Genomic DNA, 13,285 nt, shown 5'->3' on the forward strand with positions numbered 1-13,285 from the left:
CAAGATGCAAAGGGGCGGACGATGAGCGAAGAGGGTCGGGATCGCGCGCGCTGGCTATGGCTGCTGGCCTTGGCCGGCGGCGTGAGTTTTTTTATCGCGGTTTTCCAGCGGCTCGACGGTCCGGCGATCTGGGCGTGGAAGACGAGCGGCGTCGGCTTGCTGGCGCTTTGGGCGGCGGCCAATGCGCGCGAGAAGAACGGCTGGCTGATCGCGGCGGTGCTCGGTTTCGGGGCGCTCGGCGACTGGCTGCTCGACGCGAAGGGGCTGATTGCGGGCGCTTTGGCGTTTGCAGTGGGCCATCTGATCGCGATCACCCTCTACCTCATCAACCGGCGCGCGCAGATGACGCCGTCGCAGCGCCTGCTCGGCTGGCTGACCATGCCCGCGACGCTGGCGATCGTCTGGGGCATGCTGAGCCCCCAGCCGGGCTGGTGGCACGCCGCGGTTTATTCGCTGTTCGTTGCCGCGATGGCAGCCGCTGCGTGGACCAGCCGCTTTCCACGCTATCGCACCGGGATCGGCGCGATGATGTTCCTCGCGAGCGACCTGTTTATCTTCGCGGGCGAGGGCGGGGTGCTGTCGAAGGACGTGACGCTCTGGCTCGTCTGGCCGCTCTATTTTGCGGGGCAGGCGCTGATCGCGTGGGGTGTGGTTTCGACGCTGGCGAAGGAAACGAAGGCCTAGGCGCCGCCCCACGCCGCTATGGTGGTGCGGTGAAGCAGGCGGTCGTGGCCGTCGTAGCCGCCCGTCGCGCGGTGGAGCAGCGAGCGATTGTCCCACATGACGAGCATGTCGGGCTCCCATTCGTGGTTGTAGCGAAACTCCTCGCGCCCCTGCCACTGGATGAGTTCGTAGAGGAGGGGCAGGCCCTCGCTGTCGTCGAGCCCGTCGAAGCCGATGATATAACCCGCGCAGCCGAACAGGCCCTCGCGCCCGGTTTCGGGATGATCGCGGACGAAGGGATGGTGCCGGATCTCGAGCGCTTCGTCGTCCGAGCGGATATCCATGCTCCGGCCCTTGTCGTTCGCGCCATACATGCCGGTGGGCGCATAGCCGTTACGGGCGCTATGGACCGCCTGCAGGCCTTCGATCCGCGCGCGAAGCTGAGCGGGCATCGCGTCGAGCGCGGCGTGCTGGTTCGAAAATTCGGTGTTGCCGCCCACCGGCGGGATGGTGATGCCGAGGAGGCAGGTGCCCGCGGGCGGGCGGGCCTGAAAACTCCAGTCGCTGTGCCAGTTTTCGGCGAAGAGCGGCGCGGTCTCATCGGCTTTGCGCTGCACCGCGATGATATGATCGCGGCCGGGGATCGGGCGAATGAAGGGATCGTCGCCGAAGCCGCCGAAATAGCTGGTGAAACGCTCGAGATCGTCGGCGTTCATCCTCTGACCGGGAAAGGCGAGGACATGATGATCGAGCCAGGCCGCGCGGATTGCGGCGATGGTTCCGGGCGCGAGCGGCCGGGTCAGGTCAACGCCGGTGACGCGGGCGCCGCAGGCCTGGCCGCTGGGGGTGATGGCGAGGGTCATGGCGCGATGCTGCGCCGATTGCGGCATGGGATCAATCGCGAGCGGCAAGCCGCCCCGAAAGCTGGCCGAGCCGATGCACCCCGGGCCGCACGGCCCTGACAGTTCAGCCAAGCGCCATCTTTATGTTCCTAATCTCATCCGCGGGGACCAACATGGAGAAAACGGATGTTCCTGCTCAGAAAACTGGCGTTGACCGCGCTGATCGGTGCCAGCGCCCTCGCGGCACTGCCCGCCGAAGCCGATGCGCGTGACCGGCACCATCGCCATTCCTATTACAGTCACCGCGACAATGATCGCTATCGCGATTATCGGCGCGACTACCGCCGCGATTATCGGCGTGACTACCGCCGCAACGATTATCGCAACCGTCGTTATCATTGCCGGCGGGGCAGCGGAACCACGGGGCTGATCGTCGGCGGCGCCGCCGGCGCCTTGCTCGGCCGCGAAGTCGACCGGTACGGCGACCGGCTTCCGGGCACGATCATCGGAGGCGCCGCCGGCGCGCTGATCGGACGCGAGGTCGATCGCGGCGGTCGCCGCTGCTAATTCGGCGGCGCTGTGGATAGGCTTTCAGCTGCCGGCGTTCGCGCCGGCAGCTGAAACGCGCCGCGACGCGATAGGACATGACGGCTGGCTGGGCATTTGAGGCCGCGGCAACACATAGATGGTTGTCGTTTCTGCCGTCATCGCGCAAAGGGCGAAAATTCAGGCAAGTTTTACGTCGAAAGGCCGACATGTCTCCGGTAGTCATCGGCCTGCTTCTCGCTTCGGCACTTGCCCATGCCGTATGGAATGCCATCGTCAGGAGCGGTCAGGATCGCTTTTGGTCGCTTGCAATCATCTGTCTGGTCGGTGCCATAGCGGCCTTGCCCTTCGCCTTTGGTTTGGGCCTGCCCGCGACGGCGAGTTGGCCTTACCTCGTCCTGTCGTCGGTACTCCAGATCGGATACAGCCTGTTTCTGGTCAGGGCGTATCGCGACGGGGACCTGTCGAGCGTCTACCCGATCGCCCGCGGCAGCGCGCCCTTGCTGGTGACATTGGCGGCCGCCGTGGTCGCGGGCGAATTGCCGAACACCGCCGGTCTGACGGGAATATTCCTCGTCTCGTCGGGCATCATCCTGTTGACGCTGGGAAACGGCCGCCCGGATGGCAAGTCGGCCATTGCCGCTTTTGCAACGGGGATATTCATCGCCAGCTATATGGTTGTCGACGGGCTTGGCGTCCGCTTGTCCGAACGCGCGACCAGCTATGCGGCCTGGCAAGCCGTGGTGGCCGGAGTTCTGATTCCCCTGTCCTATATCGTCATCCGGCGGCGGGCTCCGGGCTTGCCGCGCGGCAAGGAAGGGGCGCTGGTCGTGGGCGCGGGGATATTGGGCACGCTCGGCTATTGCATCGCGGTGTGGGCGATGAGCCGGAGCACGATGGGCGGCGTTTCCGCAATTCGCGAAACCAGTATCGTTTTTGCGGCGCTGATCGGCACATTTGTGCTGAACGAAAAGATGAGGTGGCAAAAATTTCTTGGCGTGTTGGTCGTGACGGCCGGCGTGGTTTGTCTCTCGGCCAGATGAAGTGGATGGGCGGGGTATCTGCCGGGAGGGCTGCCGGATCAAGTCAAGGATGCTGAGGGGAGCGGCCGGAAGCGGCCGGTTGCGGACGTTCTTCTCCCCTCCCTAAAAGGGAGGGGAATGTCTCAAATCCACCCCCAAACAGACCTTACCCCTAATCCACATCCCGCGCTGGCAAACTCAGCGTAAACCTTGCCCCTTGGCCCGGTGCGCTTTCGACCGTCAGTTCGCCGTCCATCGCGCGCGCGAGGCGGCGGGCGATATAGAGGCCAAGCCCCGAACCCCCGCTGTCGGTACGGCCCAACCGCTCGAATTTCTCGAACACCACCGCTTGCTGGTCGCCGTCGATTCCCTGTCCCTGGTCGGCGACGGTGACCATCGCGCGGTCGCCTTCGCGATCGACGCGAATCCAGATCAGCGAATCCTCGGGCGAATAGCGGATCGCATTGCCGAGCAGGTTGAGCAGGACCTGCAGCACCCGCCGGAACTCCCCGGTCGCCGGCATTTTGTCGTCGGTGCGCGGCGCATCGATGCGGATACCCTTTTCCTCAGCCTTCATACCGAGCAGTCCGACCGCGCGCCGGGCGAGGTCGCCCAGATCGATTTCGTCCGCGGCCGCCTTGAACCCCGGGCGCTCGATATTCTGAAGATCGGCAAGATCGTCGACCAGCCCCAGCAAATGGCGCCCGGCATGCGCAATATCACCCGCATAGCGTGCGTAATCGGCGCGGATCGGACCGTCGAATTGCCCTGAAATCGTCTCGGCAGTGGCGATGATGCGGCTGAGCGGCCCGCGCAGCGCACCGTCGATCCGCCGCCCGAACTGCGGATCCGAAAGCGGCAGCGACCCGAAAGCCGGATCGACAAGAACCGCCGCTTGCGGTGTTTCCACGACCTCCGCGGGTGCAGCGATCCCGCGAAACCCGGTAAACCGCCCCGTCGCGTCGAAAAGCGCTTCGCCCGACAGCGTCATCGCGATGCGCGCCGCCGGCCCGTCGGCACGGACACGCTGCGCATCGAAGCGCGACTGGCGCGCGAGCGCGCGCAAGACAGGGAAATCCCCATCCTCGTCGGGCTGAAGTTCGAACAGTTCGGACAGCGACCGTCCTTCCCAGTCAGACGGAACCGGCGGCGCCTGAATGCCCGCGCGCAGTGCGACCATGCGCAGTTGCTGGTCGCATTCCCATGTCCAGCCCTGCGGTGTCAGCGCCGTGTCGGCGATCGCCGGAACCTGCGGCTGCGCGACCGGGTGCGTCCGCCAGTCGCTGATTTCCAGACTCGCGCCATCGGCATCGGGCACGATCCGGACCAGCGCGTGCACGTCGCTATGATCGTCGGCGGTGTAGAGCGGCCGGCTGATGTCGCGCTGCAGCCGCTGGGCGAGCGCGACGAGCCGCGCGAGGTGCGGCAGCGCCAGCGGCTTGTCGAGCCCCGCGCCAGCCCGTTGCTGCAGCCGCAGCAGCGGTCCGTCGGCGCTGATCAGCGCGCCCGACCGGTCGATCCGGCCGCGAACGATCCGCTCGCTCACCGCTTTTGCTCCAGCGGCGATCCCGATGCACCGGCACGCGATCGCAGCAGCGTGGCATAATCATCCTCGGCCGCGCCGCCGCCATTCACGGCCCGGTCGGGGAGCATCGCGAGCGAGGCTTCGAGCGGCGCGAGCGCGGCGCGAGCGACCTTCAGCGGGGCGAGAAGCGACGGCAACGCCGCCGCCTCGGCCGCCAGCAGCGCCAGCACCATGTCGCCATAGGGGCGGCGATGCGCCGCCGCAGCGAGCGCGGTTACCGTCGGCCAGTCGTGCCGCGCGATCGCGGTTGCCGCGACATCGGCCAGGCCGGCTGCATCAGCCGCCAATATATCGTGATAAGCACGGGCCGCCTGATCGATCCCCGCCTCATCAGCCTGACGGGCGAGCGCTTCGCGCACCGTTTCGCCAAGCGCCGCCGCGAATCTGTCATCATTGCCCGCCTGCACAAGCCGCCACGCGGCGATATCGAGCAGCAGCGAGCGGAACAGTTCGGCATCGAGGCCGGCGATCGCGATCGCGGGGTTACCGACCGCGTCGAAGCGGCGCCGGTCGGCGATCTGCAGGTTCAGATAGGCCTGCTCGGCATCGGGCAGCGGATCGCCGGCGGCCAGCGAAGCCATATCGACGACCGCCGCATCGCTTCCCATGTCCGGCATCGGCGGCGGGCTGGCGCGCTGGGCCGATTGCTCGCGCCAGCGATGCTCTTCGGCGCGCGCGAAGCAGGTGGTGGCCAGCCGGCCGGCACCGGGCAGCCCGCTCTGCATCCAGTCGCGCCACAGCGCCGCCGCATCGACCTCGCCGCGCAGCCGCGCCGCGACTTCCGTGACGAGCCTGCGGGCGATCCCGAGCGACAGCGCACGCTGTTCTTCGGTCAACCGCCCCGCTGCGGGCGCCGCCAGATATTGTACGAGTTCATCGAGGCGCGCCGACAAGGTCGGCGACGGCAGGTCAATGCCGGGCGAGGAGAATGAATCAACCATGCGCGTCCGCGAGTAACAGCTTGACGTTAATGCGCGCTAAACCTTGAACCACTTTGTTTTATAAGGGCCCCGCCGGCTCGGGCCGCCGCGCGAGACGGAGCCACAGCAGAATCTGGAGCAGCGCGAGCAGCGGCAGGATCGCGAACATCAGCGGCGCAAATCCGGACAAAAGCGCCGGCGCGAGCATGATCCAGGCCTGATCGGCGTCGGGAAGCAGCCAGTGAAAGCGCCGCCGCTCGCCCGAATCCTCGTAAAGCCAGCGCGCGAGCAGGATCGCGGCGGCCAGGCAGGGCGCGAGTGCCGCTTCGGAAAACAGCGGCATCCGGTGCCCCGGCCCGGCAAGCGACAGCAGCCAAGGAAAGATCGCGAGCAGCACCCAGGCAAAGGTGCGGATAACCTCGCGCGCCCGGTCCTGCGCCGCGCTCTCGGCGCGGAATGCCGACAGGAAGCGCATCGCCGCCAGCCCGAACCCGCCGAGGATCGCAACCAGCGCTCCCGCCGCCGCCAGCCCGCTCGCCGCCAGCAGCGCCACGATCACCCACAGCAACGCGGTGATATAGGGCAGATACCGCGCCGTCGCCGGCGATTTGACTAGCAGGGGTCCCGCCAGCCGGATCAGCGGCATCATGATCGCCGAGCGTCCGAGCCCCATGCCGCCATATTCGACCTGTTGCAGGCTCGATTGCTCGATCAGCGCCGCGGTCGGGCGGTCGGTGACGATCGCGATCTCGCCCTGTTCGAACAAGGCGGGCTCGCAATAGAGCCGCCGCGCGCCTGCCTGCACCGCCAGCCGCAGCAAGGTGAGCATCATGTCCCATTCGCCCGGCATGCCCGCGAGTTCGGCGACCATCGGCGACGAAATGCACGCAAGACCGCCCCAGCGCCGCGTCGCGTCGATCCGCTCGAACCCCTGCGTCAGCACCGTATCGCCGGTCACCAGGATCGCCGGCGACCCCGGCCGCGCGATCGCGGCATAATGGGTCCCCCCGGCGCGCAGCCCGTCGGCGACGAGGATGATGCGATCGTCAGCCTCGACGAGCGCCATCAGATCGGCAGCGGCGCGCACCGGCGACACCTTCATGCCGCGGCGGCGGATGCGATCGCAAACGCTCAGCAGGTCGGCGGGCACCGTCCCCACCGCGACCGCGATATGCGTCACTCCGACATCGGCAAGGCGCGCCGCCTGGCGCTCGATCAGCGTTTCGCCCGCGACGGTCACGAGTGCGCGCAGCCCGCCGTCGGGCAGCATCTCCCCGGCGCCGATCAGCGCGATCAGGGCCATCGACGGGCAACAGTCGGAAAAGCGGTCATCGGGCGACGAGCTTTAGGGGCGAAGGACCGATTGGCAAGCCGCTTCTGTGCGGCATGATGCCATAAAAAGACGCCGGACCGAGTGGTTTTCCGACGTCATTTCGCGGCGGGTTCCGACCCCCGCGAAGACGCGAAAAAACACCCCGGAAAATGCCCGAATCGCTGGCCATTCCGCCCATCATCGGCTAGACGAAAACCATCTCCCGAAAAGCAGAAAAAAGGCCGGGTCTTGACCGAAGAAAATACGCATTTGCCGCCGCCGGACGACGGCGTTTCGCCGATCAATATCGTCGACGAAATGAAGACCAGCTATCTCGATTATGCGATGAGCGTGATCGTCAGCCGCGCGCTCCCCGACGTGCGCGACGGGCTGAAGCCGGTGCACCGCCGCATCCTTTACGCGGCGCAGGAAGGCGGCTTCATCCCCGGCCGGCCGTACAAGAAATCGGCGAAGATCGTCGGCGACGTCATGGGTAACTACCACCCCCACGGCGACAGCGCGATCTACGACGCGCTCGCGCGCATGACGCAGGACTGGTCGCTCCGCGTGCCGCTGATCGACGGCCAGGGCAATTTCGGTTCGATGGATCCCGATCCGCCGGCATCGATGCGCTATACCGAGGCGCGCCTCGCGAAGACCGCGATGGTCCTGCTGAACGATCTCGACAAGGATACCGTCGATTTCCAGCCGAACTATGACGCGAGCCGCGAAGAGCCGACGGTGCTTCCGGCGCGCTTTCCGAACCTGCTCGTCAACGGCGCCGGCGGCATCGCGGTCGGCATGGCGACCAACATTCCGCCGCACAACCTCGGCGAAATCATCGACGCGACGCTCGCGACGATCGATCGCCAGCTCGCGGGCGGCGAGCCGATCAGTCTCGATGAACTGATGGCAATCGTCCCCGGCCCCGATTTCCCGACCGGCGCGACGATGCTCGGCCAGGGCGGCGCGCGCCTCGCCTACGCCACCGGCCGCGGTTCGATCATGATGCGATCGAACTATGTGATCGAGGAAGGCCGCAACGACCGCCAGTCGATCGTCCTGACGGCGATCCCATTCCAGGTCGGCAAGTCGGGCCTCGTTGAAAAGATCGCCGAAGCCGCACGCGACAAGCGGATCGAGGGCGTCGCCGACATCCGTGACGAATCGAACCGCGAAGGCGTGCGCGTCGTCATCGAGCTGAAGCGCGATGCAACCGCCGAGGTCGTGCTCAACCAGCTCTGGCGCCACACCCCCGCGCAGTCGAGCTTCCCCGCCAACATGCTCGCGATCCGCGGTGGTCGCCCCGAAATGATGGGGCTGAAGGCGATCCTCGATGCCTTCATCACCTTCCGCGAGGAAGTGATCACCCGCCGCTGCAAGTTCGAGCTCGCCAAGGCGCGCGACCGCGCGCACATCTTGCTCGGCCTCGTCGTCGCGGTTTCGAACCTCGACGAAGTCGTCCGCATCATCCGCGGATCGTCCAGCCCCGCGGCTGCCCGCGAAGCCTTGCTCGCCCGCGAATGGCCGATCGGCGAAATCGCGCCCTATATCCGCCTTGTCGAGGCGATCGAGGGCGAGATGGACGACAGTTCGACCTATCGCCTGTCCGAAGCCCAGGTGAAGGCCATTCTCGACCTTCGCCTCCATCGCCTGACCGCGCTCGGCCGCGACGATATCGGCAAGGAACTCGGTGAGTTGGCGACCGAGATTGAGGGACTGCTTGAAATCCTCGCCGACCGCGGAAAACTCTATGCGGTGATGCGCGAAGAGTTGATCGCGGTGCGCGAGGAATTCGCGACCCCGCGCCGCACGCTCGTCGCTCCTGCCGCCGACGGCATCGACGACGAGGATCTGATCGAGCGCGAGGAGATGGTCGTCACCGTCACGCTCGACGGCTATATCAAGCGCACCCCGCTGGGCACCTTTCGCGCCCAGCGCCGCGGCGGCAAGGGCCGCGCGGGCATGGCGACGAAGGATGAGGATGTCGTCACCGAATTGTTCGTCACCTCGACGCACACCCCGGTGCTGTTCTTCTCGACGCTCGGCAAAGTCTACCGCATGAAGGTGTGGCGCCTGCCCGAAGGCGGGCCGGCAACGCGCGGCCGTCCGATGATCAACCTGCTGCCGCTCGGCAAGGACGAGACGATATCGACCGTGCTGCCGCTGCCCGAGGATGAGGGCGAATGGGGCAAGCTGCACGTCATGTTCGCAACCGCAAAGGGCAATGTGCGTCGTAACAGCATGGACGCCTTCACCAACGTGCCCTCGAACGGCAAGATCGCCATGAAGTTCGAAGGGGAGGACGAGGATGACCGCCTGATCGGCGTCGCCTTGCTCGACGAAAGCGACGATGTCCTGCTGGCAACGCGCCAGGGCAAGGCAATCCGCTTCGCCGGCGACGACGTCCGCGAATTCCAGAGCCGCAATTCGACCGGTGTCCGGGGGATGCGCCTGGCCCATGGCGACGAGGTCATCTCGCTGTCGATTCTCCACCGCGTCGGCACCAGCAGCGAGGAACGCGAAGCCTATCTGCGCGCCGCGCCGTGGAAGGATAATGAGAATGCGCCGACCCTGGACGGCGACCGGATGGCCGAACTCGCCGCGCGCGAACAGTTCATCCTGACGATCTGCGCCAATGGTTATGGCAAGCTCTCGTCGGCCTATGAATATCGTCGCACCGGACGCGGCGGTCAGGGGATTACCAACATCGACAATATCGCCCGCAACGGACCGGTCGTCGCCAGCTTCCCGGCCACCAAGGTGCATCAGCTGATGCTCGTCACCGATCAGGCGAAACTGATCCGCATGGGTCTCGATTCGATGCGCGTCATCGGGCGCGGTTCGGCGGGCGTACGCCTGTTCGACGTTGCCAAGGACGAGCATGTCGTTTCGGCAGCATTGATCGAGGAAAGCGACGAGGAAGACGTCGAAGGCACCGAAGGCGAGGCAGCGGCGGCGCCCGAGGCCGAGACCCCGACGGAGGCAGCACCCGAATGACCGCAGCGACGGCCTTCAAGGTGCTGACCCAGCAGCAATGGGCCGATTTCGAACGCGAACGCGTGTTCCGCGGCGCCCCAGTGGATATTGCCGACGGCTATATCCACCTGTCGACTGCGCAGCAGCTCGAAGGCACGCTGGCCAAATATTTTGCCGGCCAGACCTGCCTGATGATCGCCGAGGTGGATTTGATCCAGCTCGGCGACGCGGTCCGCTGGGAAGCGGCGCGCGGCGGCGATCTGTTTCCGCATATCTATGCCGAACTGCCGATCCATGCGGTGATCAGCCTGCAACGGCGGGATTAGGGTTAAACCGCTTTTAGCCATGGATGGCGGCTTTCGAGGCGGGGAGCGGGCGTTTAAACCCCGTCATGCTGAACTTGTTTCAGCATCAATCGCCTGAACTCTCATCCAGCGCTGCGCTTGAGGAACGGGCAGGCATGGACCCTGAAACACGTTCAGGGTGACGAAGAAAAGAATGTCCGCAACCAGCCGGAACCAGCCATAACACCCAAAAAAAGGGGCCGCGGAACGGCCCCTCTTCTTTTCGCTCTGTATCGTGATTACCGCTTATCGACCGGTACGAACGGACGGTGCGTCGGGCCGGTGTAGAGCTGGCGCGGGCGGCCGATCTTCTGTGCGGGATCCGAGATCATTTCGTTCCACTGCGCGACCCAGCCGACGGTGCGGGCGAGGGCGAAGAGGGCGGTGAACATCGTCGTCGGGAAACCGATCGCCGACAGGATGACACCCGAGTAGAAATCGACGTTCGGGAACAGCTTCTTCTCGACGAAATAGGGATCGTTGAGCGCCATTTCCTCAAGCTGCAGCGCGACTTCGAACACGGGGTCGTTGACCTTCAGGGCGTCGAACACTTCGCGTACGGTCTTTTGCATCACCGTCGCGCGCGGATCGTAATTTTTGTAGACGCGGTGACCGAAGCCCATCAGGCGGAACGGATCATCCTTGTCCTTCGCGCGCGCGATATATTCGGGGATGCGTTCGGGGCGGCCGATTTCGCGCAGCATGTTGAGCGCCGCCTCGTTCGCGCCGCCATGTGCGGGACCCCAAAGGCAAGCGATGCCCGCCGCGATGCATGCGAAGGGATTGGCGCCCGACGAACCGGCGAGGCGGACGGTCGAGGTCGACGCATTCTGCTCATGGTCGGCGTGCAGGATGAAGATGCGGTCGAGCGCGCGCTCCACGGCGGGCACGACCTCATATTCCTCGGCGGGCACGCCGAAGGTCATGCGCAGGAAGTTGCCGGTGTAGCTCAGCTTGTTGTCGGGATAGACGAACGGCTGGCCGACCGAATATTTATACGCCATCGCGGCGATCGTCGGCATTTTGGCGATCAGGCGGTGGCTGGCGATCATCCGCTGGTGCGGATCGTGAATTTCGGTCGAGTCGTGATAGAAGGCGCTCAAGGCACCCACGACGCCGCACATGACCGCCATCGGATGCGCATCGCGGCGGAACCCGCGGTAGAAGGTCGCGAGCTGTTCGTGCAGCATCGTGTGGCGGGTGATCGTGGTGTCGAAATCGGCGAGTTCCTGCGCATTGGGCAGTTCGCCGTTCAGCAGCAGGTAGCAGGTTTCCATGAAGCTGGAATTTTCGGCAAGGTCGCCAATCGCATAACCGCGATGGAGCAGGACGCCTTCGTCACCGTCGATGTAGGTGATCTGCGATTCGCAGCTTGCGGTCGACGTAAAGCCGGGATCGTAAGTGAAGGCGCCGGTCTGCGCGTAGAATTTGCGAATGTCGACGACATCCGGGCCGACGGTGCCCGACAGGACAGGGCTGTCGACAGTCGTGTCGCCCAGCGTGATTTTCGCAGTGTCGGTCATATTTTGTTCCCTGTACTGACGGCGGGGAGAGAGAGTGGCTACGCCCCTGCCGGATAATGTTGCGCTGCGTCAAGTCGCGCCAGACTGACATCGCGTCCAAGCAACAGCAGCACGTCGAAAATTCCCGGGGAAACGGTTCGGCCGGTTAGCGCAGCGCGTAGGGGTTGCGCGAGTTTGCCGAGCCCCAGTTCGGCGGCTTCGGCTTCGGCGCGCACGGCAGCGTCCAGCTCTTCTATCGTCCAGTCGTCCAGCCCGCGCAGCCGCCGAGTCACAGCAGCCAACAGGCCTTCGGGCGAGGCCCTTAGCACCTCGGCCGCCTTTTCGTCCACCGGCAACGGATCGGGCAAGAACAAGAAAGTTGCGCCATCGGCGATCTCATCGATCGTTTTCGCGCGCGGCTTGAGCGATGCCATCGCGCGCACGAGCACGTCGCGGCCTGAATCGTCGAGCGCGCGACCGACGAGCGTTTCGACGCGCGGTGCGACCAGCCCGGCAAGCCGTGCATCGTCCGCTTCGCGGAGATAATGGCCGTTGAGGTTTTCAAGCTTCTTGAAATCGAAGCGCGAGGGGGAGCGGCCGACGTGCGCCAGGTCGAACCATTGCACGGCCTGTTCGCGGCTGATGATTTCATCATCGCCATGGCCCCAGCCGAGGCGGAGGAGGTAATTGTTCACCGCCTCGGGAAGATAGCCCATTTCGTCGCGATAGGCATCGACGCCCAGCGCGCCATGGCGCTTCGACAGCTTTGCCCCGTCGGCGCCGTGGATCAGCGGAACATGCGCGTAGACCGGCTCGCGCCAGTTCATCGCGCGAATGAGCGCGAGCTGGCGAAACGCGTTGTTGAGATGGTCGTCGCCGCGGATGACATGGGTCACCCCCATGTCATTGTCGTCGACGACGACGCTGAGCATATAGGTCGGCGTGCCGTCGCTGCGCAGCAGGACAAAATCGTCGAGTTCGGCGTTCTGGACGGTGACCTCCCCCTGCACCTTATCGGCGATCGTCACCGCGCCGTCTTGCGGTGCGCGCAGGCGGATGACGTGCGGGACGGCGAGGTCGCCGTCGTCGCGGTCGCGCCACGGGCTGCGGACGCGGAAAGGCAGGCGTTTTTCCTGCGCTTCGGCGCGCATCGCGGCGAGTTCGTCCTGCGTCAGGTAGCAGCGATAGGCTTCGCCCCTGGCGAGCAGTTCCGCCGCGATCTCGGCATGGCGCGGGGCGCGCGCGAACTGAAACACCGTCTCGCCGTCCCAACCCAGATCGAGCCACTGCATCCCGTCAAGGATCGCGTCGATCGCGGCGTCGGTCGAGCGCGCGCGGTCGGTATCCTCGATCCGCAGCAGGAACTTCCCGCCATGGTGGCGCGCGAACAGCCAGTTGAAGAGCGCGGTGCGCGCGCCGCCGATGTGGAGGTAGCCGGTCGGCGAGGGGGCGAAGCGCGTCACCACGTCGGTGACCGTTGCTTCCGGCGCTGCTTCGGCAATATTGGTCTGGTTTTCGGTTGCCACTATGGCCTCTTTCACTCACTCTGCCATCCCCGCGACAGGTGCGG

General features: G+C 65.6%; 11 protein-coding genes. 5 read left to right on the plus strand and 6 right to left on the minus strand.

Annotated features, from left to right (window positions below):
* The first annotated feature begins 21 nt into the window (after positions 1-21).
* Positions 22-684: a lysoplasmalogenase family protein gene (locus FHR22_RS06315; RefSeq protein ID WP_166940034.1), complete on the plus strand. Its 663-nt coding sequence runs from the start codon at positions 22-24 to the stop codon at positions 682-684.
* Here the strand turns inward: FHR22_RS06315 and FHR22_RS06320 are convergent.
* Positions 681-1,637: a TauD/TfdA dioxygenase family protein gene (locus tag FHR22_RS06320; protein WP_243853491.1), complete on the minus strand. Its 957-nt coding sequence runs from the start codon at positions 1,635-1,637 to the stop codon at positions 681-683. The genes FHR22_RS06315 and FHR22_RS06320 overlap by 4 nt on opposite strands.
* Before the next feature lie 54 nt (positions 1,638-1,691).
* Here FHR22_RS06320 and FHR22_RS06325 point away from each other — a divergent pair, with 54 nt between their 5' ends.
* Positions 1,692-2,072, plus strand: a complete 381-nt coding sequence (locus FHR22_RS06325) for a glycine zipper 2TM domain-containing protein (protein WP_166940036.1) — start codon at positions 1,692-1,694, stop codon at positions 2,070-2,072.
* Positions 2,073-2,149: 77 nt separating this feature from the next.
* Complete coding sequence (locus FHR22_RS06330; protein ID WP_166940039.1) at positions 2,150-3,094, plus strand: DMT family transporter; 945 nt, start codon at positions 2,150-2,152, stop codon at positions 3,092-3,094.
* A gap of 151 nt (positions 3,095-3,245) precedes the next feature.
* On the opposite strand, the gene FHR22_RS06335 is transcribed toward FHR22_RS06330, so the two are convergent.
* The 3 genes from FHR22_RS06335 to FHR22_RS06345 are packed head-to-tail and all read right to left on the minus strand — an operon-like array spanning position 3,246 to position 6,881.
* A complete protein-coding gene (locus tag FHR22_RS06335) occupies positions 3,246-4,619 on the minus strand; it encodes an ATP-binding protein (RefSeq protein WP_166940041.1) in 1,374 nt (457 codons plus the stop codon).
* The gene (locus tag FHR22_RS06340) at positions 4,616-5,599 is read right to left on the minus strand and encodes a hypothetical protein (RefSeq protein ID WP_208417499.1); all 984 of its coding nucleotides are present in this window, start codon (positions 5,597-5,599) and stop codon (positions 4,616-4,618) included. The genes FHR22_RS06335 and FHR22_RS06340 overlap by 4 nt, the downstream gene beginning before the upstream one ends.
* Positions 5,600-5,657: 58 nt before the next feature.
* On the minus strand, positions 5,658-6,881 hold the full coding sequence (locus FHR22_RS06345; protein WP_166940043.1) for a hypothetical protein: 1,224 nt from the start codon (positions 6,879-6,881) through the stop codon (positions 5,658-5,660).
* A gap of 258 nt (positions 6,882-7,139) precedes the next feature.
* Between FHR22_RS06345 and gyrA the strand changes: the two genes are divergently transcribed.
* Together gyrA and FHR22_RS06355 are read left to right on the plus strand one after the other, a co-directional pair.
* Positions 7,140-9,890: a DNA gyrase subunit A gene (gene gyrA, locus FHR22_RS06350; RefSeq protein WP_166940045.1), complete on the plus strand. Its 2,751-nt coding sequence runs from the start codon at positions 7,140-7,142 to the stop codon at positions 9,888-9,890.
* Positions 9,887-10,195, plus strand: a complete 309-nt coding sequence (locus FHR22_RS06355) for a DUF952 domain-containing protein (RefSeq protein ID WP_166940047.1) — start codon at positions 9,887-9,889, stop codon at positions 10,193-10,195. Before gyrA ends, FHR22_RS06355 begins: the two co-directional genes overlap by 4 nt.
* Before the next feature lie 257 nt (positions 10,196-10,452).
* Here the strand turns inward: FHR22_RS06355 and FHR22_RS06360 are convergent, their stop codons facing one another.
* Together FHR22_RS06360 and gltX are read right to left on the minus strand one after the other, a co-directional pair.
* Positions 10,453-11,736: a citrate synthase gene (locus FHR22_RS06360; protein ID WP_166940049.1), complete on the minus strand. Its 1,284-nt coding sequence runs from the start codon at positions 11,734-11,736 to the stop codon at positions 10,453-10,455.
* 38 nt (positions 11,737-11,774) lie between these two features.
* Entirely contained in the window at positions 11,775-13,241 is a 1,467-nt protein-coding gene (gene gltX, locus FHR22_RS06365) for a glutamate--tRNA ligase (RefSeq protein ID WP_166940051.1), read from the minus strand.
* Positions 13,242-13,285 lie beyond the last annotated feature (44 nt).

The sequence above is a fragment of the Sphingopyxis panaciterrae genome (genome assembly GCF_011762125.1).
GTDB lineage: Bacteria > Pseudomonadota > Alphaproteobacteria > Sphingomonadales > Sphingomonadaceae > Sphingopyxis > Sphingopyxis panaciterrae.

Bases quoted from the DNA above. Each gene is read 5' to 3' on its own strand.
- FHR22_RS06345 (WP_166940043.1), bottom strand. From the start codon at position 6,881: ATGGCCCTGATCGCGCTGATCGGCGCCGGGGAGATGCTGCCCGACGGC.
- FHR22_RS06315 (WP_166940034.1), top strand. From the start codon at position 22: ATGAGCGAAGAGGGTCGGGATCGCGCGCGCTGGCTATGGCTGCTGGCC.
- FHR22_RS06330 (WP_166940039.1), top strand. From the start codon at position 2,150: ATGACGGCTGGCTGGGCATTTGAGGCCGCGGCAACACATAGATGGTTG.
- FHR22_RS06325 (WP_166940036.1), top strand. From the start codon at position 1,692: ATGTTCCTGCTCAGAAAACTGGCGTTGACCGCGCTGATCGGTGCCAGC.
- FHR22_RS06340 (WP_208417499.1), bottom strand. From the start codon at position 5,599: ATGGTTGATTCATTCTCCTCGCCCGGCATTGACCTGCCGTCGCCGACC.
- FHR22_RS06360 (WP_166940049.1), bottom strand. From the start codon at position 11,736: ATGACCGACACTGCGAAAATCACGCTGGGCGACACGACTGTCGACAGC.
- FHR22_RS06355 (WP_166940047.1), top strand. From the start codon at position 9,887: ATGACCGCAGCGACGGCCTTCAAGGTGCTGACCCAGCAGCAATGGGCC.